This is a genomic window from Streptomyces sp. NPDC090445 (genome assembly GCF_044769385.1).
Lineage (GTDB): Bacteria > Actinomycetota > Actinomycetes > Streptomycetales > Streptomycetaceae > Streptomyces.
In genome coordinates this window covers 674173-698289 of sequence record NZ_JBIVXV010000001.1, presented here as the reverse complement: position 1 = coordinate 698289, position 24117 = coordinate 674173, and the positions used below count along the sequence as shown (strand labels likewise).

Sequence of the window (24117 nt, the reverse complement as noted above, 5' to 3'; positions counted from 1 at the left end):
TGTCCGGTCAGAACCGGAACCCGAACAGCCCGCCGTCTTCGTACTCGTCGTTGAGCTTCGGCTCAATCATGTACGGCGCCGGATCGAAGCCGCCGTCACGCGCCCGGTGGAGCTTGTCCGAGTTAAAGGTGGCGATGTACTGGAGCCCTTCCAGCTCGGCTACCTCAGCAGCAAGCCGCAGCGCCTCGGTTACCTGGCGGTCATCGACGCCATCGAACAGGTGGCTGTCGTGGACGAGGAAATCGGGGCCCCTTCCGTGCCGGTGCGCCAGTACCGCTGCCGTCAGGTCCAGGCAGAAGATCACCATCTTGTTAATGCCAGTGCTGTCCCGGCTGTCGACATGAGCGGTGATCTCCAGGCTGTGCGTGCCTGCGTTGATCCGCAGATACGCCTCACGGTCCTGCCCGTACAGACGGCGGGCGAACCGGGAGAACATCCAGGTCGCCTCGCGTGTCTGCTCCGCGCGCTCCTCCAGATCAAGGGCAAGCTCCTCCTGGAGCTCGGCACGCCGGACCGCGATCTCCCGCCCCGTCGACTCTAGGACCTGCGCGGTCTCATGCTGCTTCCGGAGCGCTTCAAGGGCCGCCTGCTTCTGGGCGAGGACCTGTTGCAATCCCGTCAGGCCGTCAAGAGCCCCGCCTTCCCTCAGAGACTTGAGCGTGGTAGCGAGCTCCTCCCCCAGGCGCTGGCGCTCCCGTACCCGCTCCGCAAGACGCTGTTCCGTCTCGTCGATCTCGTCGGCGAGATAGCGCCGGCGGTTGCGGACGACGGACGCGTGGAAGCCACGAACTTCGTCAAAAGTCCGGTGCACCTGGCCGGGAAGCACCACACCGAGCTCGCGGTAGGCGGCGTCCAGATATGCGGTGTCAGGGTCGTTGGCCTCCGCGACTGCTCGCCGAAGGTCAGCCAGGTTGCGCCGGTCGATGACATCGTCCTCTGGCAGGGCGCGTACTTTCTGGTCCAGTTCGTCGGCCCGCCGCTTGAGATCTTCGTAGGCGGGCACGACCCGGAAGGACGCGATCTCCGCCTTGAGGTTTTCGACGTCGCCCTCGGCAACGATGATCTTCGCCCTCAGATCCGCCGTGGAACCGACGACCTGGCCCCAGGCGGGGTCGTTCAGGGCCGCCTTCAGCTGCTTGCGGGTTGCCTCCTGCACGGCGATGGCTCGGTAGCCGCCGGCCAGTCTCCAGTCGAGGCCGAGCAGATAGGCCAGGTTGGCAGCGGCCTCCGAAGGAGCCTGCTGCGGGAAGGTCCTTACCGGATCGTTGAAAGCGTGTGACCCTACCCGGCGCATGAGCAGCGCCAGCATCGCCCGCCCCGAGATCCCAGCGTGGTCGGCGGGCAGCCGAAACAGTTCCCTCTCGATTCGCGCCGACCACTCCGCCAGCGGCATCTCCGCCATGTGGCGGAAGGAAAAGAGGTTCTCGCCGCTCTCCGCACCGGCGAGAACCGTCCGTACCAGATTCGGCTTCGCACCGCACCTGGACACCTGCACGGGTTCGTCGAGACCGGGCCAGTCCAGGAGGAGAGAGAAGGCCGTGGTGCGCAGCGCGGGCCGGGCCGGGAGAGATGTCTTTTTCACTGCCGCGCCCAACAGGAAGTGCAGCAGCTCGACCACGCTGGACTTACCGGTTCCGTTGCGGCTGTCGGTATGGGCGGAACCAGGCGTCGCCTCTGCCACAAGGAGGTTCATTCCCGGCCGGAAGTCGACGGCACGGAAACGCGGGTCGTTAGCTGTCAGCCGTCGCAGCATCACGCCTCCTCCGGGTCAGCAGGTCGTCACGGAGCTCGACGACGCCGAGCGAGTAGAGCACATCGAGCCCCAGGACAAACCACTGGAACGAGACCGGGGAGTGGTGTCCGAGACGGGTACGTTCGGCCCGGAACCTCGACCACGTTTGGGTCACGGTCATGGGAGTGTCGAGGACCCGGGCAATCTGGGCGCCGACGGCGAGCAGGGAACGGTCGGGGGAGATCCCCTTGGTGGGGGTGATCACGGTTGACTCCTCACAACCCCATCCGGCACCCAGCCCTCGGGCGGGACGTCATACACATCGCACTGCTGGAAGAAGTAGGCGATCACGATCCAGGCACAGTACATGGAGCTCAGACTCGGGTTCGCGTTGCCTAGGATGTACTGCTGCAGCGCCGCCCACAGCTTCTCGTCGTCAGGCGTTCCCGCTCGGACCTGCTCGTAGTAGACCCGGAATCCCCCTGCCACCCGGTCGTACTCGTCCGGCGAGGCGATCCCCTGGTAGTAGCCGTCCACCAGATAGCTGTGCTTCATCCCCTGGATCAGGGCACTGTGCACATCGCCGGTCAGCCCGTTCCACTGGATCTTGTATTGGTTCACCTCGGGAATGGCGGCCAGGGGTTCCGAGACATGGCGCTGCTCACCCAACTGAGCGAGCAGCACCTCCAGATCGTCAGTGAGGCCGATGCCGTACGTCATCGCCTGCACGGGAAGCTCGCATCCGAGCAAGTCCTCCGCTGCCATCCGATCGAGGCGCATCACGTCGGCCCACAGGGCATGCCATCCGTAGGGGATCACTCGCCGCGGGCGGAGCTTCTCCTGGGCCTCCGTCATGAGAACACTGAGCTCGGGATGAATCCCCTTGAGGTCATTGACAGCAAATCGGAACGTGTCGAACGCATCGGGCCGCTTGGCGAGCGCCTTTTCCAAGTCCGACCGGAATTTCGCCTTGACCTTGTTGATGTCCTCCGTCTGCGGCGAGTAGCAGGCCCAGAGCTCCCGCTCCCACAGGAGGAGGCCGTCGGCTCCCATGTCACCCAGGTTGCCGTGAGTACGGACCGCCACGAAATCCGGATACCGAAGACTCAGGAGGTGATGAATCAGCTTCTCGAACTGCTCGCCGGGCATATCGGTGAGGTGACTGCGCAGGGTAAGGCGCGCAAGCATGCGCTGAGTGAAGTCCACGGTTCAGACCTGTGTGATCTGCCGCTCACACCCTGGCGCGGAGATCCGCGAGAGGCGTGCCGCCGTCAGTGCACCACACGGCCCACCCGTTGATCTTGCACCGGGCCGCCGCCTCGCAGGCGCCGGAGGGCGAGTCGCAGACCACGCCGTCCTCCAGCCGCATCCGGCCCTCCTCGGTCACCTGGGCCGCGTACGTGACGCCCAGGTGCCGGCGCTGCCAAGTGAGCCGCTGGCCGGGACGGACGAGGCCCTTGGCGAGCAGGGGCGCAAGCGAGGGCTTCCGCCGCCGATGGCCAGCACCGCTTGGACCGTCCATTTTGAGGATTCTGCGCAGGACGCTGTTCGGAGTGTCCACCAGCGGCTGCGCTTCGCGCTGGAGCCGCTCGAAGACCTCGTCGTCCACCGTGATGGCATGTCCGGCCATGGTGATCCCCCGCCGCCCTGATTCGGAAATTCGGATGAAGCTTACGAGACTCCGAAAGTGGTTGTCCATCGCCCCCCTCGCCGCCGCACCACGGCTCCGCTGTCAGCCCTCCTCGATGTAGGCGCACCACGGCATGGCGCGAGACGGCTGAACCTTCCAAGGATGAGGGGGAGTTCCTGCGATGCCCGCCCTGTGACGGGAGAGCCTGTGGTGGCGAAGGGCACGGAAGAGAGGACGTCGAAGTCGACCCCAACATCTTCGACCGACCCTCTACCATGGTTGGGTGATCACGTAGGCCGTCTCCACCACCATTGCCCCACGGGCACGATGGCGGCGGCAGCGGTCCAGAATAGGGGGACTAGTGGAGATCGGTCTGGCGGAGACCATCAAGGCACTGCGTGGTGAATTGGCGCAGGCCATGGCGGACGGGGAGGGCCAACCGGTCCGGCTTCGGGTGCAGTCCGTGAAGCTGGACGTGCAGGTCGCCGTGACGGCATCGGCAGAGGCCCAGGGCGGGGTCAAGTTCTGGGTGCTGTCCGCCGGCGGGAAGACGACCGGGGGCGTCTCCGCCACCCACACCGTGTCTTTGGAGCTCTCGGCCGAGACGGCCAACGGCGGTTCGGTCCTGACGAATTCGGGACGTGGAGCCGTTCTGGAGGACTGACCTCGTGGATGAGTCGGTCCTCCGAGAGCGGCATCGGCTGTGGCTGGTGTGATCGCCGCGCAGCAGGCCCTGGAGCGCGTGGCCATGGTGGTGCGCCGCGGATCCGACGACGCCCCTCGATTCAGCGCGTCCGGATTCATGCTCGCCTCACGACTGGCCATCTGCGCCGGCCACGGCTTTACCCAGCCCGGTGACCGCTATGAGGTGAGACTTCCAGGGCAGCCGACGCAGAGGCTTCAGGTCACCGCGGTGCTACGGCACCGGATCGACAAGGTGGACCTCGCCCTCCTGGTTCTCGGGGAGGGCGGGCCCCTCATCCCTCCCGCCCGGTGGGGCGTCCTGCCTCGGACCGTGGAGGCGGTGCCGTTCGTGGCGATCGGGTTCCCGGATCACGCATCGCATCAGGATGCTCCCAGAACCCGTCAGTTGACCGGGGAAATCCTTCTGGGCTCCTTCCTGGGGAGCCACGAGTTGGAGCTCTCACTCAGCAGCCCTGCGCCGCTGGAGTCGAGCGGTTCTCCCTGGGGAGGGATATCCGGGGCAGGGGTCATCACGCACGACGGCGTTCTCGTCGGCGTGTGCACGAGCCATCACGTTCCATCCGGCGCAGCGAGCCTCACCGCGACCGACCTCTCCCAGGTGTCCCGAGATCCTGAATTCGTGCGCCTGCTGGCCGAGCACGAGGTGGAGCCGGTGCCGCCGAGGGACATCGTGCCGACGCCGTTCGACCCAGCCGTGCGCGGCCGCGTAAGCGCCCATGCCGAGGTCATGCGGCGCCTGCTCGGACGACGCAGCTTTCTCGACGAGGAGCACCTACCCTTCATCCATCCAGGGATGGACCACCCATCGCATCCGGACCGCCTGTTCGCCCGGCTGAGCACTGGCAGTTCACGAGGGGCACTGCTGGTCGGACCAGCCGGTTCGGGCAAGACGCGGACATGCTTCGAGGTCGCGCACCGGGCAGACCGCGCGGGCTGGCAAGTCCTGCACGTCCAGCCCGACAGCGCCGTGACAGTCGACGACGTGTCCGCTTCCGTCGTCTCGTGCGGCCGCCGACGGGTGCTGCTGATACTGGATTACCTCGACGCCTGCCCACAGGTCGACCTGCGCGTCCTCGCCGAAATGCTGATCCCGGAGGCCAAGCAACGTGGCGTGACCGTGGCGTGCCTGGCCTCCGTGCGGCCCGGATCCCTGCACACGGTTCAGCTCCGTGGCAGCAGCCGGGTGCTCGACGAGATCTATGTACGAGAGGACTGGCCGCACCAGTCCGCGATCATCGACCAGGTAGTCCGCCGCGCGGCACCGGACACAGTACGCCGATGGGGGAACGAGGCGGTGTCCCGGATCTGCGGGCGGCGTCCCGTGATCGCGCTGTTGATCGCGCGGGCGATCGAGGAGCAGGGACTGGCCCACCGCGCACCGGGGGTGGCGGCATCGGTCCGGCCCGGCGAGCTGCTGGACTGGCTGCGCGAGGGCATGCGCCGGGACGCGCTCGCCACGAGTCCCGCACTCAGCCCCTCCCCCTTGGGTATCACCACGCCTGCCATCGAGCAGCTGGCCTTCACCGTGGCGGTCGCAGCGAGCCCGCAGTCCCGGATGGTCGTCGAGCAGGCCATCGACACCTTCCTCAGGGTGGCTGGCGGGCTGGCCGCTCCGTTCGGAGGGCGGCGCGTCGTCGACACGCTGATCTCACTCGGGTGGCTCGACGAGGTCGGCGGTCAGCTGGTCGTGGTGCACGACATCGTCACCGACGAACTCCTGCTGCAGTCGCTGATGCCCTCTCCCGGATGGAGCATCGACGCAGCCGCTGCCGGTGCGCTCCTTGACGCGTTCACGCGGCATGCACGTACGTTCTCCGTATTCACCGGCCATCTCCGTCGGCTGGCCGTCGACATGGCAGCGCATGGCCCCGCCCATCGGATCGCCGCCCTGGAACGCTTTTGCGGGGAATGGCTCACGGCCCAGGTGGGTCCGCTCGGCCGGCTCTTGGCGGACGCCCGTGACGACGGCGGCCAGGCACTGCTAACGATGGTGACGAGCCCACCCTGGCAGGGGTTCGACCGCTCCGTGTGGAACACGCTGGTTACTCCCTGGCTCTCCAGCGCCGAGGCCAACCACACCGCGCAGCCGTTCCTTACCGCCGCCCTGAGAGGCATGGATCCCGCTCCCGCGTTCCTTGTCGAGGCGTGCGTCGGATGGCTCGTCCGCCGGGGCGGACAGACCGACACGGAGCATCTTCTGCTCGCGCTGATCGAGCGCCCCGGTCTTTCGCCGAGGACCGAGGACCTGGTGGTCGACTGCACCCTCACTTGGGTGTCGTTCCGGCCCGACTGGCGTCATACGCCCGCGCTGTTGAAGCGCCTGCTCGCCATGGACCACGCCGGGGATCGACTGGAGAGAGTGGTCGCGGGCGTCCTGGCGTGGCTCACTCCGTACCGGTCCGTCGGGGTCGCACCCGTGGTCCGTGCCTTCCTCGGGCGTGCGGACATCGACACTGTCGCCCGCCGGAAGCTCGTGGACCGCGCCCTCGTGTGGCTGCGTTCCGATGTGCGCCCTGGCTGGAACATCGGTCCGGAACTGTGTGCTCTGCTCGAAGACGACCACCTCCCGGACCCGGACCGCGCGACGTTGATCCGAAGCGCACTGGACTGGCTGGAGACGGGACAGGTGTACCCGAGCACGGGCCGGGTCGTGCAGAAACTCCTGTCCACCAACGGGTGCCCGCCGGAGCTGCGTACCCGGATGATCGCCGTCGCCCGCTGGTGGGCGGCTGAGGGCCCTGCCGACCAGCCGGCAGGCTCCCGCATCCTGGGCACGCTGCTGTCCACCGACAGCGTGGCGGACGCCGCCGCCCTTCTCCTGGAACGACTGGGGTCGCAACCTGACTCCCCGTCCGGCCCGGCCATACTGCTTCGCCTGCTCATCCACTGCGAGGAACTCACCCAGGACCAGGCTCGGACCGTCGTCACGCTCGCCTTCACGTGGCTCGACAGCCACCCGGGGCACGAGGCGTTCGGTGCCGTTCTGGGCGCCCTGCTGCGCGTGCCGGACCTGCCGTCCGCACAGCTGGAACGTGCCATCCGACTCGGATGCGCCGCGCTCCTCGCACATCCAGATGATCACGTGCTCATGGCCGTCATGCTCAGCCAGCCCGATGGACTGACGCGGGATCAGGCACGGTCCCTCGCGGACGTCAGCCTACGGTGGCTCGCCTACCACGGCGGCAAGGTCCAGCGCCCGGTGCTCGCCTCCTTCCTCACACGCCCGGACCTGTCCGCCGAGCAGGCACGCACCGGCATCGACATCGCTCTGGACCGTCTGAGCACCGACCGGTCGATGAAGTCACGCTCCGTGCTCTCCGGTGTCCTGCGCCACCCAGACCTCGACGAGGACCGACGATCCCACGCCGTCGACAGCGCCCTGAGCTGGCTCGAAGAGCACGACATGGGGCCGAAGGTACGTCTCGTCCTCGAGGATCTCCTCGCTCTCCCGGCGCTCTCGCCCATCCAGAGAGTCCACGTGATGCGCCTTGCAACCGACTGGTTGACCCGGCACGAAGACCTGCCGTACGCAGATCGCCTCCGCTCGGCCCTCGACGCGGAAACGCGGCGCGACGCCTCGCGGGAACAAGTCGGAGTCGACTCAGGATCGTCCGCCCCGCGCTGACCGGTCTGAAGCCCCTACGACAAGGCCGCCGATGTCTACTGCGATGGGCAGGCGCTCCGTCCATGCCGCAGACCTGCGGCCTGTAGCGCACCTTGACTGGGTCAAGAAGCGTTGCGGAACTGAAGACTGGTCCCCAACTGGTCCCCAAAAAAATCAAGGGGCCGTCTTGGAGTGCTCCAAAACGGCCCCTGATCTGCGACTCTTTCGAGTCGGGACGACAGGATTTGAACCTGCGACCCCTTGACCCCCAGTCAAGTGCGCTACCAAGCTGCGCCACGTCCCGATGCCCGCTGACCTGGGGTTTCCCTGGCCGAACGCGCATGAGAACAATACCGCACTTCCCGGGGTGGTTGCGCGCGGATTTCGGTCGTCGGATTGCGGGGCTTGCAGTTGACCTCAACCGCACTTGAGGTTGCATGATCCATGCATGACACAAGGAACCGCGGACACGGAGTTCCGCCACCAGGATCTGGCGCGTCTCATGGCGCTCATGACGGGGGCCGAGAAGCACGGGCCGGCCGCCACGTCCACCCTCGACGTGCTGTGGGTGCTCTACGACCGGGTGCTGCGGGTCGGGCCCGGGACCGCCGAGGACCCGGCGCGGGACCGCTTCCTGCTGTCCAAGGGGCACGGGCCGATGGCGTACTACGCCGTGCTCGCCGCGAAGGGGTTCTTCCCCGTGGACTGGCTGGGCGGCTTCGGCTCGTACGACTCCCCGCTCGGCCACCACCCCGACCGGGTGCTCGTCCCCGGCGTCGAGATCGCCAGCGGCTCGCTCGGGCACGGGCTGCCGCTCGCCGTCGGCAGCGCCCTCGGGCTGCGGGCCCAGGGGCTGGCCGATCCGGCGGTGTGGGTGCTGGTCGGCGATGCCGAGCTCGACGAGGGCAGCAACCACGAGGCACTGGCGTACGCGGGTGCGGCCGGGCTGGAACGGCTGCACACGGTGGTGATCGACAACGACTCGGCGACCCACGGCTGGCGGGGCGGGATCGCCTCCCGCTTCGAGGCTGCGGGCTGGTCCGCGGTGACCGTGGACGGCCGGGACCACGAGGCGCTGTACGCCGCGTTCACCGCACCGCATCCGGGACGGCCGCACGCCGTGGTCGCCCGCGTCGAGAAGAAGGCTTGAGGGGAGAAGACCATGGACAACATGCGGGAGCGGTTCATCGCGGTCACGTCGCGGATGCTCGACGAGGACCCCCGGCTGGCCGTGGTGCTGGCCGAGATCAGCATGGACGGGTTCCGGCCGGCGCAGCGGCGCCATCCGGACCGGCTGATCAACGTCGGAATCCGGGAGCAGCTGCTGGTCGGCGTGGGCGGCGGGCTGGCGCTCACCGGGATGCGGCCGGTCATGCACACCTTCGCGAGCTTCCTCGTCGAGCGGCCGTTCGAGCAGCTCAAGCTGGACTTCGGGCACCAGGGCACCGGCGGGGTCCTGGTCAGTGCGGCCGCCAGCTACGACTGGCCGGCCGGCGGCTTCACGCACATGTCACCGGGTGACGTGGCGCTGATGGACACCCTGGACGGCTGGACGGTCCACGTGCCCGGCCACCCGGACGAGGCCGAGGCCCTGCTCCGGCACGCCTACGCCGCGGGCGACGACAAGGTGTACGTCCGCCTCTCGATGCAGTCGAACGCGGCTCCGCGCACGGTGGACGGTCTGCGCATGCAGGCCGTGCGGGAGGGCGCTGCCGGGGTGGTCGTCGCCGTGGGCCCGCTGCTCGACGAGGTCCTCGCCGCGACCGAGGGGCTGGACGTGACGGTGCTGTACGCCGCCACCGTGCGGCCCTTCGACGAGGAGACGCTGCGCAAGGCCGTCGGCCGGGCCTCGGCCGACGTCGTCCTCGTCGAGCCGTACCTGGCCGGGACCTCGTCGGCGGCCGCCGGGCAGGCGCTCGTCGACGTGCCGCACCGGGTCCTCGGGCTGGGGGTCGGCCGGGCGGAGCTGCGCCGCTACGGCACGATCGAGGAGCACACCGCGGCCCACGGCCTGGACGCGCGGTCCCTGCGGGAGCGGATCACCGCGTTCCTGCGGTGATCCCGCCCCGCGTGCCCCGCGCGCCAGGCCCGGTCACTCCCCCGCCGGCTCCGGATGGGCCTCGGCCAGGCGCTTGGGGGCCGCCTGCCGCCAGGAGTCGACCAGGATCGCGCGCAGCTCGGCCGTGTCCTCCAGCGCCCCCAGGCGGACCCGGAGCCAGGCGTAGTCGTCGTGGCCGGTCCGGACGAAGAACCGGCCACGTCGGCGACCGTAGCGTCCGGCACTGACGATCGCCCCGACGGCGGCCGCCCGACCGGTGCCCGCTCAGCCGGCCCGCGCCGCGTCCTCGCGCGCCCGGACGAGGTTCGCGAGCTCCGCCGCCAGGGACTTCACGGTCGCCAGGCCCTCGGTCCCCCACCGGCGGGGCGCCACGTCCACCGCGCACACCGTGCCCAGGACCATCCCCTGCCGGTCGGTCAGCGGCGCGCCCGCGTAGGACCGCACCCCGCTCTCGTCGACCACGGCGTTCCCGGCGAACCGCGCGAAGTCCCGTACGTCCTCCAGCACCAGCGCCCGCCGCCGCACGACCACGTGCGGGCAGTACCCGTGGTCCCGCGGCAGTACCCGCGCCGGGTAGCCGCTGAGCGGCGCGTCCGGCGCGTGGTGCAGGCCGGCGAAGAACTGCCGCTCCTCGCCGACGAAGTTGACCCCCGCGTACGGGGCCTGCAGCACCTCGGCGATCCGCCGGGCGAAGGCGTCCAGCTCGGTGTCCGCCCGCTGCCCGAGGCCCAGTTCGCGCAGCCGGACGGCGCGCGCGGGCGCCTCCCGGTCCACCGGCGTGAGCAGCAGGTGTCCGGTCGACTCGTAGTACGTCATGACGGTTCCCCCCTTACGAATACCGATTCAGGCATACCGATCCGGCTGCTGCGGTGCGGCCGGGAACAGCAGATGGCGGACGAGGGCGGCCAGCACCCCCGTACCGGAGCCCGGCAGCCGCGCGTCGCACCGTACGACGGGGATGCCGGGCGCGAGGCCCACCGCCTCGCGGACCTCCTCCGCGGTGTAGCGGTGGCCGTCGTCGAACTCGTTGACGGCGACGATGAATCCGATGCCGCGCCGCTCGAAGAAGTCCACGGCCGGGAAGCAGTCGGCGAGGCGGCGCGTGTCGGCGAGCACGACCGCGCCGAGCGCCCCGATGCACAGCTCCTCCCAGAGGAACCAGAAGCGCTGCTGGCCGGGTGTGCCGAAGAGGTAGAGGACGTGGCGCTCGTCCAGGGTGATCCGGCCGAAGTCGAGGGCGACGGTGGTGGCCGTCTTCGTCTCGACGCCGTCCAGCGGGTCGGTGGCCTCGCCGATGCCGCTGAGCAGTTCCTCCGTGCACAGCGGCTCGATCTCGCTGACCGCCCCGACGAAGGTCGTCTTGCCCGCCCCGAACCCGCCCGCGACGAGGATCTTCAGCGTCACGGGCAGCGCGGCGGTGGCGGCGGCCGCGCGGGGGTGGGTACGGGTGTCACAGTCGTCGGCGTAGGCCATCGAGCACCGCCCGGAGCAGGGTCTGGTCATCGGCTGCGGCGGACGTTCCGCCGCCCGGGAACCGCGGCGCCTGCGCCGTGACGGCCCCGGATTCCATCAGGTCGGACAGGAGCACCTTCACCACCACCACCGGGAGCCGCAGCTGCCCGGCCACCTCGGCGACGGTGACGGCCGCGGTGCCCGCGCACAGGCGCAGTGCCAGGGTGTGCTCGGCGCCGAGGGCGGTACGCGGCCGCACCCCGGTCGCGGTGACCAGGGACAGCAGGTCGAGGGCGACGGCCGGCCGGGTCCGCCCGCCGCTGGCCGTGTACGGGCGCATCACCCGCCCGGCCGAGTCGTCGAGCCAGGGCGTCGTCTCGCGCGGGGCTCCCCTGCCGTGCGCGGCCCGGGACCGCATCACTCCCGGCCGGCGGCGGGCCGCCGCGGCGGGGCCGCCAGGTACGGCCGGACGCTCTTGACCAGCATCGCCATCTCGTAGCCGAGGACGCCCGCGTCGGCCTCCCGGTCGGCGAGGACGGCCAGGCAGGTGCCGGATCCGGCGGCCGTGACGAAGACGAGCGCGGTGTCGAGCTCGACGACCACCTGCCGGACCTCCGCGCCGTCGCCGAAGCGGGATCCGGCGCTGCGGCCCAGGGAGTACAGGCCGGAGGCCAGCGCCGCCAGGTGGTCGGCGCTGTCGGAGTCGAGGCCGTGGAGGCAGGTGACGAGGCCGTCGGTGGTCAGGAGCACCGCGCTGCGGGTGTACGGGACCCGCTGGACGAGGCCGCTGAGCAGCCAGTCGAGATCGGCGAGCCGGACGGCCTGCGTGGTCGGGGTCGTGGTGGTGGGGATCGTGGTGGTCGGGGTCCTGGTCGCCGCCGGTGCCGGGGCCGCTGCCGCTGCCGCTGTCGGGGCCGTCGTGGTGGCCGTTTCGCCGCCCATGGTGGTGCGCTCCTTGCCGGGGTGGGGGTTCGGGGTCATACGTCGTCGTTCTCCGACTGGGCGAGGCCGAAGCCGCGCCGGAAGGCGGCCATCAGGCCCGGGTCGTGAACGGGCTGGTCGGGGGTGTGGGCCCGCCGCGGGGCGGGGGCGTCCCGCAGCTCGGGGGCCAGGTGGGCCTGGGCCCGCCGGCGGGGCAGGGGCGGCCGGTCCGGGTCGGTCCGGGCGGCCGGCACGGACGCGGCCGCCGGTGCCGTGTTCCGGGCCGAGCCCCCTGGCCGGGCCCCGGCCACCGGCCAGGGGTCCGCCGGGTGCGTGCCGAGCCGCGGATCCGGTCCGAGGCCCGGGCCCGCCCCGGGAGCGGGCCTGCGGTCGGGCCGCGCCGCCGGGGCGGGAGCCACCCGCCCCGCACCCGGAGCCGCTGCCCAGGCCTCGGCGGCGTACGGAGCCTGCGGCTGCGGCGGCTGCACCACCGCCGGAGCCCGGACCGGGGCAGGTGCAGGTGCCGGGTGCTGGACCGGAGCCGGCGGCGAGGCCACCGGTCCCGTCGGCCCCGTCGGCCCCGTACGGCCGGTCCGCGGCCCCGGGGCAGCCGTCGCCCAGGCCGGTGCCGTCGGCCGCTGGGCTGCGGGCTCCGGCCGGGGCACGGACACCCGCGCGGGCTCCAGCAGCGGCATCCCGGGCGCGGGCGCGGGCCCGGCCCCGGGCTCCACTGCGGCCCCGGCCCCGTGGCCAAACGCGGCCCCAGCCCCCGCGCCCGTCCCCCACGAGGTGGCCCGGGAGCCGCCGATCGCGTCGGCGGCGCCGGGCGCCTCGGCACCGAGCAGGTCCTGCGGCAGGACGAGCACGGCGAGCACCCCGCCGTAGATGTTGGACTTGAGCTCGACGGCGATGCCGTGCCGCCGGGCCAGTGCCGAGACCACGTACAGGCCGATCCGCCCGTCCGCCAGCAGGTGCCGCACGCTGACCTGGTCGGGATCGACGAGGAGGGCGTTCATCCGGTGGTGTTCCGCGGCCGGCATGCCCAGCCCGCGGTCCTCGACCTCCACGGCGATGCCGGCGGTGACCCGCTCCGCGCGCACGACGACGTCGGTGTCCGGGGCGGAGAACACCGTGGCGTTCTCGATCAGTTCGGCGAGCAGGTGCACCACGTCGGCGACGGCGTGGCCGCGGACGGTGCCCCCGGCCGGCGGGACCACCTTGACCCGCGTGTACTGCTCGACCTCCGCGACGGACGAGCGCAGCACCTCGCTCAGGTCGATGGGGCGGGTCCACTGGCGGCGGGAGCCGGCGCCGCCGAGCACGGCGAGGTTCTCGGCGTGCCGGCGGATCCGGGTGGCCAGGTGGTCGACGTGGAAGAGCTCCTTCAGCAGGTCGGGGTCCTCGACGGTGTCCTCCAGCCCGTCGAGCAGCGAGATTTCGCGGTGCACGAGGGACTGGAGGCGCCGGGCGAGATTGGCGAAGACCTCGACCTTCCGCTCGCTGTCGCAGGGGGTGGCGGGCCCGGCCAGCCGTACGAGGGCGGCGTGCGCCTGTTCCCGGGCGCCGCGCAGCTCCTGGGACAGCAGCCAGAACTCGTCGACCTGCCCGGGGTCGGTGCCGGGCGGCGGCGCGGTCGGGCCGCCGCGGACGGGCCGGGCCGGCTGCTCGCCGCGTTCGAGCCGTTCCGCGCTGGTCCGCAGCTCCTGGCGGCCGCGCACGCTGGAGCGGCGCAGGTCCTCGCAGCGGTCCCGGACCGCCTTGGCGCTGCGCTGCGCGCCGAGCAGGGCTGCGGCGAGCGCGCCGACGACGAGCAGGGCGCAGCCGAAGAGGACGGGCCAGAGCCGGGCGTCCCGGTGCCCGCCCCCGCCGCCGAGCTGCAGGGTGAAGATCACCGCGGCGGTTCCGCTGAGACCGGCGGCGAGGGTGGGCAGCACGGCGGCGCGCACCATCTGGGGCCGTATCTGCCGCTCCGGACCGGCGGCGGCATGTCTCGACGGGGTGTGGCGGGCGGCGCGGGGTCCGGACATCGGCGTCCTCAGGTGTCCTCATACATGGGCCCGGGCCCCCATGGATTCCGGGCCCGGTGTTGATCACCGGATACCCACGCTAGACCGCAGAATCCCGCCGTCGGCGCCCAGTTGGGGAACTTCACCGGGGTGCTTCCCGCTCCCGAGGGGGCGCTCGCACGGCAGCCCGAATCCGCCGCGAGCGCGTGTTCGGGCTGCCGTACGAGCGCCCGCGCGCGGCCCCCGACGGCGCCCTCCCCTCCCACCGGCGGGGTGACGGTCGGCTTCGCGCGTTCTCCACCGCCGCCCGGCTTGCACGCCGCGGCCGCCCGGCGCCTGCGCGAGGCGGTCCGGCAGCAGCACGCCGTCCGTACGCCCGCCACCCGGACCGCTCTCAAGGGCGGCACCTGGGCATCACCCCCCTGCGCCTTCAGCGTGATGAGCATCGGACAGCTCATCTCCTCATCTCCTCGCGAGAGGAAGCGATCAGAAGTACAGGGGAAAGCAAGCCAAACGCTCGCCAGTGTGCAATATGGCGCAAAGGTCGCCCAATCCCGAACATTCGGCCGGCACTGACATGCCGGTGCTATGAAATGAGGAAGTGGGCGGCCCCGTTCAGGTTCATCCTCACGGCATCAACCGCCGGGCCCGATCAGCTGGAAGCACCTTGGAGAGCCATGGGTCTCATCGATCGAGCGCGCGGGATCGGCAAGGAGGGCCTCCAGCGGGCGAAGGAGCAGGCGGCGTCGGCCGGTGAGCGGGTGGCAGCCAAGGACCCGGAACGCTACGAGCAAGCGACGGAGCTGGCCCGCCGTGCGGGCAGGGGGGCGAAGCAGGCCGGGGCATCGGTCGCCGGACTCGGCAGCCTTGTCGTACAGGCCTGCGGGGAGACCGAGACGGGCGCCCGCATCGGCGACCGGGCGCGTCGGCTGACCCGTGGCATGGCGACACTTCCGGGTGTGACCCTCGCGACCGACGTCATCGGCGAGCGACACGGCCTGTCCGCGGTCATGGCGAGGCTCGTGGAGGCACCGGACGACCCGCTCCGCAGCCTCAACCTCGCCGAGGTCCTGATGGCCGTCGAACACGACCGGCGGATCTACTCTGCGGCGCGGAGCGTCATCGACCCCACGCAGCTCGTGACGCGGGCCCTGATCCAGGGGGTCACCGGGATGGCCGCCGAAGACCAGGCCTCTCCGTCGGAGCATCTGCTGAAATGCGCCATGCTGCTGTCCGTTGAGGCCCTCAAGCGAGACCCGGGAGACGCTGCGGCCGTGGAGGTGCTCACGCGGATCCAGCTGATCAGGGGAGATCACCGCGCTGCGCTGCGATACGCGAAGCTGGCGATCGACACCTCCCCGCCGGACCGCCGAGGTTCCCCGTTGGTCACCCTCGCCCGGGTCTACCAGGTGGTGGGTGACACCGCCTCGGCAATCGCGGCGTCCGAACTGGCACTGCGCGGCGGGCACTCGCTGGGTCTGCAGGTCATCGCCGACATCCGCTTCCGGCAGGCCGAGCGCGAGCAGCGTCAGGCCGAGTACGTGCAGTTGGTCGGGCGGATCAGAGGCGCGGACAGGGTCGCGTACTTCGGGTTCGACTTCGATGCCCGCACCTTCGCCAAGGCCGTGGCCGCCGGCCAAACGCGGAAGGCGCACGACACCTTCCGCACGGTCAAGGCGGCATCCAAGCGGGTGTTGCCGGGACGCCGGCCTCCGGAGCCGATCGCCGGCCCCGATTCGACTGAAGGGAACAGCTGACGATGTTCGACGAGATCCATGACGTCACCGAGCACGTGCTGGAAGTGGTGCAAGACCTCGGGGACCAGATCGAACTCGGCCTGGACGCCCTCGCCGACAGCCTGGAGTCACTCGGGGTGCTGCCCTGCGCGGATGCGTACGACATCGACCCCGCTTCGCTCACCGCGGCGGATGCGTCCGACGACTACCTCACGGGCCTTCAGGTCGAGCCGCCCACCGGTATGGACCCGGCCGTGCTCAGCGGGATGGTCCAGTCCGTCATCTACACCCAAAGTCAGATCGTCGCGAATATCGACCCCTTGGCCTCGTCGCCGTATCCACCGTTCTAGCACCCGGATCGCCGTGGTGGAGCGGGGCCGGTGCCATCCGCCGCCGCACGCCGTGCGGCGGCCGACAAGAGGGAGCAACATGGCTGACAGGCAGGCATCCGGCCCGGATGGGACGCGCCCCGGCGACGACCGTGCACAGCCCTGGGGGCAGCCGACGAACACACCGCCCCCCACGCTGCCGTCCGGCGGCACTGCGGCCCTCGTCGGCGCGGGAGCCCTCGCCGTGGGCGGCCTGATCGCCGTCAAGGTGCTGCGCGGCATCGCATCCGCTCTGCGCAACCGCCCGCAGACTCCGGCCGACGCTCTCGGAGCGCTCGCCGAGAGCCACAAGCGGGAGGTCGCCGAGCTGGCGAAGACCGACCCGGCGGCCGCGGCCGCGCTCAAGGTCCGGCGGGAGCAGGAGCTGTCCCGCCTGCGTCAGCAGCTCGTCGACTCCAGCCTCGCTGCGAGCAGAGCCATCGTCCGCAACATGAACCCCCATTCACCTTGGTGCACCTGCTGTCGCTGATGACACCGGCGCACGGCCCCTGGCGATCCGCGCCGGACCGCGAGAGGCGGCTCGGCGCGGGCGTCGATCACAAGCCGCAGTCAGCGTTCGGGGGAGCCGTCCCCGTCGTCCCACCCGCCGGCGGGCGGCCGGCTCGGGTCGTCCCTCGCCCGGCCCGCCCGCCGGCCGGGTCGTCGGCTCTCACCCGGGCCGCCCGCGCGGCGGGGCCGTCACCTCTCGCCGGCGAGGTCCAGGTCGCGGTCGGTCGGGGGGACGGCGCCGGCAGCCGCCCGGTCCGCCGGCGCGGGCTGCCGCCACGGGCGGTCGATGGGCCGGGTCACGGGGCGCCACCAGGGGTCGGTGGGGAGGACGCCGCCCGGTTCGAACGGCTCGCCCGGCCGGGGGACGGCGACCGGCTGCTCCGCTTCCGCGCCGGCGTCGAGGGTCCACTCGCCCGGCTCCGCCCACGGGTGGAACGCGAGGTTGAAGGTCCCCCAGTGGATCGGCAGGAGCACCCCGTGCGGCGCGGCCCCCTGGAGGTCGAGGTGGGCGCGGACGCCCTCCTCGGGGGTCATGTGGATGTCCGGCCAGTACTCGGAGTAGGCACCGATCTGGATCATGGTCGCGTCGAAGGGGCCGTGCTCGGCGCCGATGTCCTTGAACCCGGGGAAGTAGCCCGTGTCGCCGCTGTGGAAGATCCGGTGCTCGTCGCCGGCGACGACCCAGGAGGCCCACAGGGTGTGCTGCTCGTTGCGCAGCCCGCGCCCGCAGAAATGGCGGGCCGGGGTGGCGGTCAGCGACAGGCCGGCGATCTCGGTGGTCTCGTTCCAGTCGAGCTCGCGCAGCCGGTCAGCGGAGACGCCCCAGTGCTCCAGGTGCGCGCCGACGCCGAGCGGGACGGCGAAGACCGTGTCGGTGCCGGCCAGCTGCTTGACGGTCGGCAGGTCGAGGTGGTCGTAGTGGTCGTGGGAGATCACGATGGCGTCGACCGGCCCCAGTGCGGCCAGCGGCACCGGCACGGGGTGCAGCCGCCTGGGCCCGGCGAAGGGGAAGGGAGAGCAGCGCTCGCCCCACACCGGGTCGAAGAGGATCCGGCGCCCGTCGATCTCGGCGAGGACGCTCGAATGCCCCATCCAGGTCAGGCGCAGCCCGCTGACCGGCGGCTTTGCCAGGTCGGCGAGGGTCGTCGGGTGGACGGGGATCGACGCGGCGGGGCTGCGCCGGATCCGCTGCTCCTTGTGGAAGTAGACCTTGGCGAATTCCAGCATCGAGGCGGAGGGCCTGGTCCGGGCGCCTACCGGGTTCCGGAAGGAGCCGTCGGCGAAGTTCGGCGAGCGCCGGATCCGCTCCAGCCGTGCGCCGGACGGATCCGCGCCGAAGGCTTCGGGGCGCAGGGCGCGCAGCCGGGGACGCAGGGGTTGGGAGCCGGTCAAGGCGCCTCCTGGGAGGGTGGGGCGGGCGGTCGCAGGCCGTGGCCGGCAGTCTGCTTCCTACTGGTCTACCACCACCAACGCGGGGCGGCCCCGGAGGATTCCGGGGGCGCGCCCGCACCACCCCTCGCAGCAGCCTCAGTGCTCCGCGGGGGTGCTGGTAAGGACCGGCGATCGTCTGCGGGCCGGTGGTGGCCGATCGCGCAGTTCCCCGCGCCCCTTCGGGGCACTACAGGGGCAGCAGGTCCGGTCGCTTCGCCTCGACGTGGTCGCCGGAGGACTCCCCGCGCAGCCGCCGGCCGATCCACGGCACGAGGTACTCGCGGGCCCACTGGATGTTGTCGCGGGTCACGTCCACCGAGCCGCGCGGCTGCTGCGGCGGCCACGGCTGGTCGGGGTCGGCCGGCACCTCCAGCCCGAGCACCTGGGCGGCGCGCAGCGCGACCCGGGTGTGTCCCTCGGGCGAGAGGTGCAGCCGGTCGTCGTCCCAAGCTCGGCGGTCCTGTACGGACTTCAGCGACCAGAGGTCGAGGACGGGGCAGTCGTACCGGTCGGCGATGGCGCGCACGTGCGCGCTGTACGTGGCGACCTTGCCCCGCAGGTGCTTGAGGACGGGCACGCCGCGGGTGTCGAAGCCGGTGGTGATCATGACCTGGCCACAGGCGGCGGTGAGGTCGGCGACGGCGGCCTCGAACCGCTCGGCGACGTCGTCCGGGTCGCTGCCGGGCCGGATGATGTCGTTGCCGCCGGCGCAGAAGCTCACCAGGTCGGGGGCGAGCTCCCTGGCCCGGGGAACCTGCTCGGCCACGATCTGGTCGAGCAGCCGTCCGCGCACCGCGAGGTTGGCGTACCGGAAGTCGCCCTCGGGGCGCTGGTCGGCCAGGAGCACGGCCAGCCGGTCCGCCCAGCCGAGAAAGAGCCCGCCGGGCCCCGGGTCCCCCACACCCTCCGTGAAGCTGTCCCCGAGTGCCGCGTACGAGCCGATAATCCGGTACGCCTGTTCTGTCGTCTCTGTCATCGTCGTCGCTGCCACGGGACCATATCCTTCACCGCGGGACGTGACCTACGCCACCGTAGGAAGGGGTTGACGGACCGTGATCTATACCACCCGGTCGGTGCGGAATAACAGCGCGTGAGGCCGGGACCCCCCTCGGGCCCCGGCCTCACGCGGGTCTGCCGCCCGCGGCGGCGGCGCGAGCCGTCAGATGGTCACGCCCTTGGAGCGCAGGTAGCCGATCGGGTCCATGTCCGAGCCGTACGAGGGACCGGTGCGGATCTCGAAGTGCAGGTGCGGGCCGGTGGAGTTGCCGGTGGAACCGGAGAGGCCGATGGTCTGGCCGCCGCTCACGCTCTGGCCGACCGAGACGGAGAGCTGGGAGAGGTGGCCGTACTGGGAGTACTTGCCGTCCGTGTGCCGGATGATGACCTCGTTGCCGTACGCGCCGGCCCAGCCGGCGGAGACGACGGTGCCCGCGCCGACCGCCTTGACGGTGGTGCCGGAGCTCGCGATGAAGTCGACGCCGGTGTGGTAGCCGCTGGACCACATGGCGCCGGCGGTCCGGTACTGGGTGGAGACGCCGCCGGGGACGGGGGCGGTGAAGCCGGCCGCGGTGACCGCACCACCGGCGGCAGCGGCCGCGCTCTTCTTGGCAGGCACGGGCACGGGCGCGGACGCAGGCGCGGGGACCGCGGCGAGCGGGGAACCGGTGGTGGCCGGGGCCTTCTTCTTCGGCTTCGGCGCGGGGGCGGGCTGCTCGGCCGGAGCCTGCTCGGGAGCCGGCGCGCCCGGGGCGCCGAGGGTCAGCTTCAGCCCGGGGTGGATCAGGGAGGGGTTGTCGCCGACGGCCTCGCGGTTGTCGGCGTAGAGCCGCTGCCAGCCGCCCGGGAGGTCGCGGTCGGCCGCGATGACGGAGAGGCAGTCGCCCGTCCGGACCGTGTAGACGGCCGCCTCGGCCCGGGCGGCCGCAGGGGCCTGCGGGGCCGCGGCCGGGAGCGCGGTGGCGGCGGCCTGGGCGGCGGTCTCGGCGGCGGCCGGGGCGGCGGACGCGTGGGCGCCGGCGGCGCCCATCAGCGGCAGGGCCAGGGCCGCTCCGCCGGTGCCGGCGACGGCGGCGAAACCGCGGGCTGTGAAACGGTACTTCGGGCGGCGGTGCTTACCCTTTGCCGGCATGGCGCATTCCTCTCCGGCGCCTGCGAGGTGAGCTGTCGGGTTCGGATGGGAGATGTCCGGCCGTCCGTGTTGCACGTCCACGCGCAACACGGACGTGCGCGTGAAGTGAACGGAACACGTACGGCTTCACCCCTGGCTGCTCCGGAGCGGAACTCCGGCGCAGCGGCTTACCTGGTTCCCCCGCTCCTGCCGCGCGAGTTCGGTCGAGTGCTGTTTCCGGACGGCGGCAGGATTAGGCGGTCCATCCGGATCGGTCGCGAAGGTAATCCAGCGGGACCGCACGGAACAAGCCGCGAATTTCCTGACGGATTCACAGGGGCGGGAGTCCGGCGGAATTCCGGTCACCCTGCGTCCATTCCCCGCCGCCAACAGCCGTTCCGCCCGGGCCATTCGCCTTTGGCGATCAGGCACTCAACGTCACCGTATGATCTGGCTCACGGGGCTGTGCCCGATCTCGCCTCCGGCACCGGCAAGTTGGTCCCAAGCAGAGCAATTCGGACACTCGATGACGATGTGGAGGATTCCCTCGTGACCCAGCAGATACCGCCCTCTTCGCCGAATGTCCCGCTTCCGGAGTCCGATCTGTCCGGTGTGCGCAATTTCCGCGACGTGGGCGGCCTGCCGACCACGGACGGGCGGAGGGTCAAGGCGGGACGACTCTACCGAAGCGGACATCTCGCACATGCCACCGAAACCGATGCAGAATTCCTCGCATCGCTCGGCCTGCACACCGTCTTCGACTTCCGCAATGCGGCCGACCAGGCCCTCGAAGGTCCCGACGTCGAGCTCCCCGGGGTGCGCAACGTCAACATTCCGCTGTCCGATCCGGCCGCCGGCAAGGAATTCTGGACCATGGTCCGCAATGGAAACCTGGATCAGCTCCGCGGAATCCTCGGCGGCGGAAAGGGCTCCGCCCGGATGGTGGACTCGTACCGCTCGATGGTCGTGGACCGCACCGCCGAGCACAGCCGGGTCCTGCACGCCCTCGCCGAGGACAGCCTCCCGGCGCTCATGCACTGCGCCGCCGGCAAGGACCGGGCCGGCCTGTCGGTCGCCGTCACCCTGCTCGCGCTGGACGTGGAGCGCGAGGCCATCGTCGCGGACTACCTGGAGTCCAACGCCCCGCACCGCCGCTACCGGGTCCGCCGCGGCAGCGACGCACCCGAGGCCCGCTCCCCCGAGGTGATGGAGCTGCTCGCCCCGCTCTTCGACGCCCGCGCCGCCTACCTGACCGCGGCCTTCGACACCATCGACGAGCACTGGGGCGGCGTCGACCGCTACCTCGCCGAGGGCCTCGGCCTGACCGCCGGGACCCTCGGCCGGCTGCGCGGGCGACTGCTCGACTGAGCGCACCGCGGGAGGTGCCGTGACGGGCCGGCGATCACCTGCGGGCCCGTTGCGGCCGGCCGTCAGCCGCCCGCGACGGCCTGCCTGACCAGCGTCCGCCCGAAGTCCCACAGGAGCCCGCCGCCGGCGTGCGCCTCGTCCATGACCGCCCGGAAGGCGCCGACGAACCGGTCGACGTCCGCCTCGTCCACGATCAGCGGCGGGATCAGCTTGATCACCTCCAGGTGGTCCCCGGAGACCTGCGTCAGGATCCGGTGCCGCTGCAGCAGCGGCACCACCACCATCTGCGCGAACAGCCCCTTGCGGGCCGCCTGGAGCACGGTCCACCGGCTGCGCAGCCGCAGCGAGGACGGCCGGCCGAACTCGATGCCGATCATCAGGCCCCGGCCCCGGACCTCGTGCAGCAGATCGTACGCGTCCACCAGCGCGGCGAGGCGCCCGCGCAGCAGGTCGCCCATCGCGCGGGCGTTCGCGACGACCGACTCGTCCTCCATGACGGAGAGCACCGCCAGCCCGGCCGCCATCGCCTGGGCGTTGGACCCGAAGCTGGCGGAGTGCACCAGGACCCGGTCCATGGACGAGTAGACCTTCTTGAAGATCCAGTCACGGCCGAGGGTGGCGCCGACCGGGACGTAGCCGCCCGACAGCGCCTTCGCCACGCACACCAGGTCCGGCTCCACGCCCGGCTCGTGCCGGTACGCGTAGAATTCGCCGGTCCGTCCGAGGCCGGTCTGCACCTCGTCGGCGATCAGCAGCGCCCCGTGCCGGCGCAGCAGCTCCTGCGCGGCGGGCAGGAAGCCGGGCGGGGCCGCGTGCACGCCCTTGCCCTGGATCGGCTCGACGACGAACCCGGCGACGTCACCGCGCTTCAGCTCCCGCTCCAAGGCGGCCAGGTCGCCGAGCGCGATCCCGGTGTCGGGCAGCAGCGGCGCGAAGCCGTCCCGGAAGCCGGCCTCCCCGTTCACCGAGAGCGAGCCGGTGGTCAGCCCGTGGAAGGCGTGGTCGCAGTAGAGGATCCTGGGCCGCCCGGTGGCGTACCGGGCGAACTTCAGGGCGGTCTCCACGGCCTCGGTGCCGCTGTTGCCGAAGAAGACCCGGTCCAGGTGCGGGCTGTACGCCAGCAGCTTCTCGGCCAGCAGCCCGGGCAGCGGCTGGCAGTCGAAGCGGGTCAGGTCGGCGAGCTGTGCGTCGAGCACGTCGTGCAGGGCCCGGCGGACGACCGGGTGGTGCCGGCCGAGACCCATCACCCCGAACCCGGACAGCATGTCCAGGTAGTCGTTGCCCTCGGCGTCCCAGAAGTGGGCGCCCTCGGCCCGCTCGTAGACCTTGTCGAAGCCGATGGTGTGCAGCATGCGGGGCAGTTGCGGGTTCAGGTGCCGGGTGTGCAGCTCGTACCGCTCCGCGCCGCGCTCGGCCAGCAGCGCCTTGAGGTCGAAGCCTCCGGACGCGGTGGTCATGCCGAGCCGCCCAGGTTGCCGGAGACCGTGTCGCGGGCCGCGCGCAGGGATTCCTTGAGGGAGCCCATGGTGGCGAGGACGGCGGTGGGCTCGTAGCCGCAGTGCGCCATGCAGTTCGCGCAGCGCGGGTCCTTGCCGCGGCCGTACCTGCTCCAGTCGGTCTCCTCGATGAGTTCGCGGTACGTCGTCACGTACCCGTCGCTCATCAGGTAGCAGGGGCGCTGCCAGCCGAAGAGGGAGTAATTCGGAATGGCCCAGGCGGTGCACGGGAAATCGGCCTTGCCTTCCAGGAAGTCCAGGAAGAGCGGGGAGTGGTTGAGCCGCCAGCGGCGCCGGTTGCCGCCCGCGAAGGCCTTCCGGAAGAGTTCCCGGGTCTGTTCGACGCCGAGGAAGTGTTCCTGGTCGGGTGCCTTTTCGTAGGCGTAGGCGGGCGAGATCATCATTTCGTCGACCTTCAGGTCGTCATTGAGGTAGTTGAGCACCTCGATGACGGTCTGCGGGGTGTCGGTGTTGAAGAACGTGGAGTTCGTGGTCACCCGGAATCCGCGCTCCTTCGCCTCCTTGATGGCGGCGACCGCCTCGTCGAAGACGCCTTCCTTGGCCACGGATTCGTCGTGGCGTCGGCGCAGTCCGTCGATGTGCACGGCGAAGGCGAAATAGGGCGAGGGGGTGAACTTCCCGATCTTCTTGCGCAGCAGCAGGGCGTTGGTGCACAGGAACACGTACTTCCGCCTGGCGACCAGCTGGCGCACGATCTCGTCGATCTGCGGGTGCATCAGGGGCTCGCCGCCCGCGATGGACACCATGGGTGCGCCGGACTCCAGGACGGCGCCGACCGCCTGGGCCACCGGCATGCGCTGCTTGAGCACCCCGGCGGGGTGCTGGATCTTCCCGCAGCCCTCACAGGCCAGGTTGCAGGCGTAGAGCGGCTCCAGCTCCACGATCAGGGGGAACTTCTCACGCTTGCGGAGCTTCTGTTCGAGCAGATAGGTCCCGACCCTGATGGACTGTCGCAGCGGCATGGCCATCTG

22 protein-coding genes, 1 tRNA gene, 1 pseudogene and 1 riboswitch are annotated in these 24117 nt (G+C 71.2%); of the genes and pseudogenes, 8 read left to right on the top strand and 16 right to left on the bottom strand.

Annotation, left to right across the window (positions count from 1 at the left end; all coding sequences use genetic code 11):
• Window positions 1-7: 7 nt before the first annotated feature.
• From ACIQUT_RS03150 to ACIQUT_RS03135, 4 genes are read right to left on the bottom strand one after another with little or no spacing between them, the layout of a single operon-like run.
• Window positions 8-1753, bottom strand: a complete 1746-nt coding sequence (locus tag ACIQUT_RS03150) for an ABC-three component system protein (RefSeq protein ID WP_403558585.1) — start codon at window positions 1751-1753, stop codon at window positions 8-10.
• Window positions 1731-1997 carry an ABC-three component system middle component 6 gene (locus ACIQUT_RS03145; protein ID WP_123076716.1) on the bottom strand — a complete coding sequence of 89 codons (267 nt, stop codon included), beginning with the start codon at window positions 1995-1997 and terminating at the stop codon, window positions 1731-1733. The genes ACIQUT_RS03150 and ACIQUT_RS03145 overlap by 23 nt, the downstream gene beginning before the upstream one ends.
• Complete coding sequence (locus ACIQUT_RS03140; protein WP_403558583.1) at window positions 1994-2938, bottom strand: ABC-three component system protein; 945 nt, start codon at window positions 2936-2938, stop codon at window positions 1994-1996. The genes ACIQUT_RS03145 and ACIQUT_RS03140 overlap by 4 nt, the downstream gene beginning before the upstream one ends.
• Window positions 2939-2963: 25 nt before the next feature.
• A complete protein-coding gene (locus ACIQUT_RS03135; RefSeq protein ID WP_403558581.1) occupies window positions 2964-3362 on the bottom strand; it encodes a hypothetical protein in 399 nt (132 codons plus the stop codon).
• Window positions 3363-3723: 361 nt separating this feature from the next.
• Between ACIQUT_RS03135 and ACIQUT_RS03130 the strand changes: the two genes are divergently transcribed.
• Together ACIQUT_RS03130 and ACIQUT_RS03125 are read left to right on the top strand one after the other, a co-directional pair.
• On the top strand, window positions 3724-4026 hold the full coding sequence (locus ACIQUT_RS03130; RefSeq protein ID WP_403558580.1) for a trypco2 family protein: 303 nt from the start codon (window positions 3724-3726) through the stop codon (window positions 4024-4026).
• 48 nt (window positions 4027-4074) lie between these two features.
• Complete coding sequence (locus ACIQUT_RS03125) at window positions 4075-7692, top strand: hypothetical protein (RefSeq protein ID WP_403558578.1); 3618 nt, start codon at window positions 4075-4077, stop codon at window positions 7690-7692.
• A gap of 209 nt (window positions 7693-7901) precedes the next feature.
• Here the strand turns inward: ACIQUT_RS03125 and ACIQUT_RS03120 are convergent.
• Window positions 7902-7975 (bottom strand) — tRNA-Pro (locus ACIQUT_RS03120).
• Window positions 7976-8119: 144 nt separating this feature from the next.
• On the opposite strand from ACIQUT_RS03120, the gene ACIQUT_RS03115 reads away from it, so the two are divergent.
• Window positions 8120-8821, top strand: coding sequence for a transketolase (locus ACIQUT_RS03115; RefSeq protein ID WP_403558576.1), 702 nt, complete (start codon window positions 8120-8122; stop codon window positions 8819-8821).
• Window positions 8822-8833: 12 nt separating this feature from the next.
• Complete coding sequence (locus ACIQUT_RS03110; RefSeq protein WP_403558574.1) at window positions 8834-9730, top strand: transketolase family protein; 897 nt, start codon at window positions 8834-8836, stop codon at window positions 9728-9730.
• Between the two features lie 33 nt (window positions 9731-9763).
• Here the strand turns inward: ACIQUT_RS03110 and ACIQUT_RS03105 are convergent.
• From ACIQUT_RS03105 to ACIQUT_RS03080, 6 genes and pseudogenes are all read right to left on the bottom strand, one after another.
• A pseudogene (locus ACIQUT_RS03105) lies at window positions 9764-9925 on the bottom strand (MmcQ/YjbR family DNA-binding protein); the annotation flags it as partial.
• A 69-nt stretch (window positions 9926-9994) separates the two neighbouring features.
• Window positions 9995-10546: a GAF domain-containing protein gene (locus ACIQUT_RS03100; protein WP_403558573.1), complete on the bottom strand. Its 552-nt coding sequence runs from the start codon at window positions 10544-10546 to the stop codon at window positions 9995-9997.
• Between the two features lie 27 nt (window positions 10547-10573).
• A complete protein-coding gene (locus ACIQUT_RS03095; RefSeq protein ID WP_403558571.1) occupies window positions 10574-11203 on the bottom strand; it encodes a GTP-binding protein in 630 nt (209 codons plus the stop codon).
• Complete coding sequence (locus tag ACIQUT_RS03090; protein WP_403558569.1) at window positions 11181-11600, bottom strand: DUF742 domain-containing protein; 420 nt, start codon at window positions 11598-11600, stop codon at window positions 11181-11183. The genes ACIQUT_RS03095 and ACIQUT_RS03090 overlap by 23 nt, the downstream gene beginning before the upstream one ends.
• On the bottom strand, window positions 11600-12034 hold the full coding sequence (locus ACIQUT_RS03085) for a roadblock/LC7 domain-containing protein (RefSeq protein ID WP_403559316.1): 435 nt from the start codon (window positions 12032-12034) through the stop codon (window positions 11600-11602). The genes ACIQUT_RS03090 and ACIQUT_RS03085 overlap by 1 nt, the downstream gene beginning before the upstream one ends.
• 125 nt (window positions 12035-12159) lie before the next feature.
• A complete protein-coding gene (locus ACIQUT_RS03080) occupies window positions 12160-14130 on the bottom strand; it encodes a sensor histidine kinase (protein WP_403558567.1) in 1971 nt (656 codons plus the stop codon).
• 656 nt (window positions 14131-14786) lie between these two features.
• Here ACIQUT_RS03080 and ACIQUT_RS03075 point away from each other — a divergent pair.
• The 3 genes from ACIQUT_RS03075 to ACIQUT_RS03065 all read left to right on the top strand — a co-directional run bounded on the left by ACIQUT_RS03075 (window position 14787) and on the right by ACIQUT_RS03065 (window position 16703).
• Window positions 14787-15866: a tetratricopeptide repeat protein gene (locus ACIQUT_RS03075; RefSeq protein ID WP_403558565.1), complete on the top strand. Its 1080-nt coding sequence runs from the start codon at window positions 14787-14789 to the stop codon at window positions 15864-15866.
• A 2-nt stretch (window positions 15867-15868) separates the two neighbouring features.
• A complete protein-coding gene (locus ACIQUT_RS03070) occupies window positions 15869-16195 on the top strand; it encodes a hypothetical protein (protein WP_403558563.1) in 327 nt (108 codons plus the stop codon).
• Window positions 16196-16274: 79 nt separating this feature from the next.
• Window positions 16275-16703 carry a hypothetical protein gene (locus tag ACIQUT_RS03065; RefSeq protein WP_403558561.1) on the top strand — a complete coding sequence of 143 codons (429 nt, stop codon included), beginning with the start codon at window positions 16275-16277 and terminating at the stop codon, window positions 16701-16703.
• A 209-nt stretch (window positions 16704-16912) separates the two neighbouring features.
• Here ACIQUT_RS03065 and ACIQUT_RS03060 read toward each other — a convergent pair whose 3' ends face one another.
• The 3 genes from ACIQUT_RS03060 to ACIQUT_RS03050 form a co-directional block, all read right to left on the bottom strand.
• A complete protein-coding gene (locus tag ACIQUT_RS03060) occupies window positions 16913-18115 on the bottom strand; it encodes an MBL fold metallo-hydrolase (protein WP_403558559.1) in 1203 nt (400 codons plus the stop codon).
• A 226-nt stretch (window positions 18116-18341) separates the two neighbouring features.
• Window positions 18342-19130 carry an SGNH/GDSL hydrolase family protein gene (locus ACIQUT_RS03055; protein WP_403559313.1) on the bottom strand — a complete coding sequence of 263 codons (789 nt, stop codon included), beginning with the start codon at window positions 19128-19130 and terminating at the stop codon, window positions 18342-18344.
• Window positions 19131-19313: 183 nt separating this feature from the next.
• Window positions 19314-20282: a peptidoglycan DD-metalloendopeptidase family protein gene (locus ACIQUT_RS03050; protein WP_403558557.1), complete on the bottom strand. Its 969-nt coding sequence runs from the start codon at window positions 20280-20282 to the stop codon at window positions 19314-19316.
• 4 nt (window positions 20283-20286) lie between these two features.
• Window positions 20287-20498, bottom strand: a riboswitch (cyclic di-AMP (ydaO/yuaA leader).
• 312 nt (window positions 20499-20810) lie between these two features.
• Here ACIQUT_RS03050 and ACIQUT_RS03045 point away from each other — a divergent pair.
• Window positions 20811-21629, top strand: coding sequence for a tyrosine-protein phosphatase (locus ACIQUT_RS03045; protein ID WP_403558556.1), 819 nt, complete (start codon window positions 20811-20813; stop codon window positions 21627-21629).
• A 62-nt stretch (window positions 21630-21691) separates the two neighbouring features.
• On the opposite strand, the gene ACIQUT_RS03040 is transcribed toward ACIQUT_RS03045, so the two are convergent.
• Together ACIQUT_RS03040 and hpnH are read right to left on the bottom strand one after the other, a co-directional pair.
• Entirely contained in the window at window positions 21692-23086 is a 1395-nt protein-coding gene (locus tag ACIQUT_RS03040) for an aspartate aminotransferase family protein (RefSeq protein WP_403558554.1), read from the bottom strand.
• Window positions 23083-24114, bottom strand: coding sequence for an adenosyl-hopene transferase HpnH (gene hpnH, locus ACIQUT_RS03035; protein ID WP_403558552.1), 1032 nt, complete (start codon window positions 24112-24114; stop codon window positions 23083-23085). Before hpnH ends, ACIQUT_RS03040 begins: the two co-directional genes overlap by 4 nt.
• Window positions 24115-24117: the final 3 nt, after the last annotated feature.

Bases quoted from the DNA above. Each gene is read 5' to 3' on its own strand.
- ACIQUT_RS03150 (WP_403558585.1), bottom strand. From the start codon at position 1,753: ATGCTGCGACGGCTGACAGCTAACGACCCGCGTTTCCGTGCCGTCGAC.
- ACIQUT_RS03135 (WP_403558581.1), bottom strand. From the start codon at position 3,362: ATGGCCGGACATGCCATCACGGTGGACGACGAGGTCTTCGAGCGGCTC.
- ACIQUT_RS03115 (WP_403558576.1), top strand. From the start codon at position 8,120: ATGACACAAGGAACCGCGGACACGGAGTTCCGCCACCAGGATCTGGCG.
- ACIQUT_RS03110 (WP_403558574.1), top strand. From the start codon at position 8,834: ATGGACAACATGCGGGAGCGGTTCATCGCGGTCACGTCGCGGATGCTC.
- ACIQUT_RS03100 (WP_403558573.1), bottom strand. From the start codon at position 10,546: ATGACGTACTACGAGTCGACCGGACACCTGCTGCTCACGCCGGTGGAC.
- ACIQUT_RS03095 (WP_403558571.1), bottom strand. From the start codon at position 11,203: ATGGCCTACGCCGACGACTGTGACACCCGTACCCACCCCCGCGCGGCC.
- ACIQUT_RS03090 (WP_403558569.1), bottom strand. From the start codon at position 11,600: ATGCGGTCCCGGGCCGCGCACGGCAGGGGAGCCCCGCGCGAGACGACG.
- ACIQUT_RS03080 (WP_403558567.1), bottom strand. From the start codon at position 14,130: ATGTCCGGACCCCGCGCCGCCCGCCACACCCCGTCGAGACATGCCGCC.
- ACIQUT_RS03075 (WP_403558565.1), top strand. From the start codon at position 14,787: ATGGGTCTCATCGATCGAGCGCGCGGGATCGGCAAGGAGGGCCTCCAG.
- ACIQUT_RS03070 (WP_403558563.1), top strand. From the start codon at position 15,869: ATGTTCGACGAGATCCATGACGTCACCGAGCACGTGCTGGAAGTGGTG.
- ACIQUT_RS03065 (WP_403558561.1), top strand. From the start codon at position 16,275: ATGGCTGACAGGCAGGCATCCGGCCCGGATGGGACGCGCCCCGGCGAC.
- ACIQUT_RS03055 (WP_403559313.1), bottom strand. From the start codon at position 19,130: ATGACAGAGACGACAGAACAGGCGTACCGGATTATCGGCTCGTACGCG.
- ACIQUT_RS03050 (WP_403558557.1), bottom strand. From the start codon at position 20,282: ATGCCGGCAAAGGGTAAGCACCGCCGCCCGAAGTACCGTTTCACAGCC.
- ACIQUT_RS03040 (WP_403558554.1), bottom strand. From the start codon at position 23,086: ATGACCACCGCGTCCGGAGGCTTCGACCTCAAGGCGCTGCTGGCCGAG.
- hpnH (WP_403558552.1), bottom strand. From the start codon at position 24,114: ATGGCCATGCCGCTGCGACAGTCCATCAGGGTCGGGACCTATCTGCTC.